This window comes from Bradyrhizobium sp. MI1.3 (assembly GCF_055811695.1).
Genome location: NZ_JBVVPQ010000281.1, coordinates 1 through 356, shown reverse-complemented (window position 1 = coordinate 356; position 356 = coordinate 1). Strand labels below are relative to the sequence as shown.

General features: G+C 58.7%; 1 protein-coding gene. It reads left to right on the top strand.

Translation table 11 applies throughout. The features are described 5' to 3' along the window. A partial coding sequence (locus AC0L3A_RS41030; RefSeq protein ID WP_473256621.1) for a ThuA domain-containing protein occupies positions 1 to 336 on the top strand: 336 nt, incomplete at its 5' end. Positions 337 to 356: the final 20 nt, after the last annotated feature.

Here is a 356-nt window from a genome sequence, read left to right as displayed (position 1 = left end):
CATCAGGCCGTGAAGATCGAGGTGGTTGATCCTGGCGATCCCCTGGTGGCTTTTCTCGGGAATTCGTTGCAAGTCGAGGACGAGATCTACCAAATCAGCGACTTCGACTATCGTGGTTCACGCTTGCTCCTGCGCCTCGACCCAAGCTCGGTGGACCTTGGCAAGACCGGCGTGCATCAACGATTCTATGGCTGGCCTCTCACCTGGACCCGATTCTATGGCGAGGGACGAGTATTTTATTCGGCGCTAGGCCACGAGCCGTCAGTTTGGCAGGACGCCCGCTACCAGCGAATCCTCACGAACGCTATCCTCTGGTCTATGCGAAGGTCGCCCTAGGAGACGCCGCCGCACTTCGC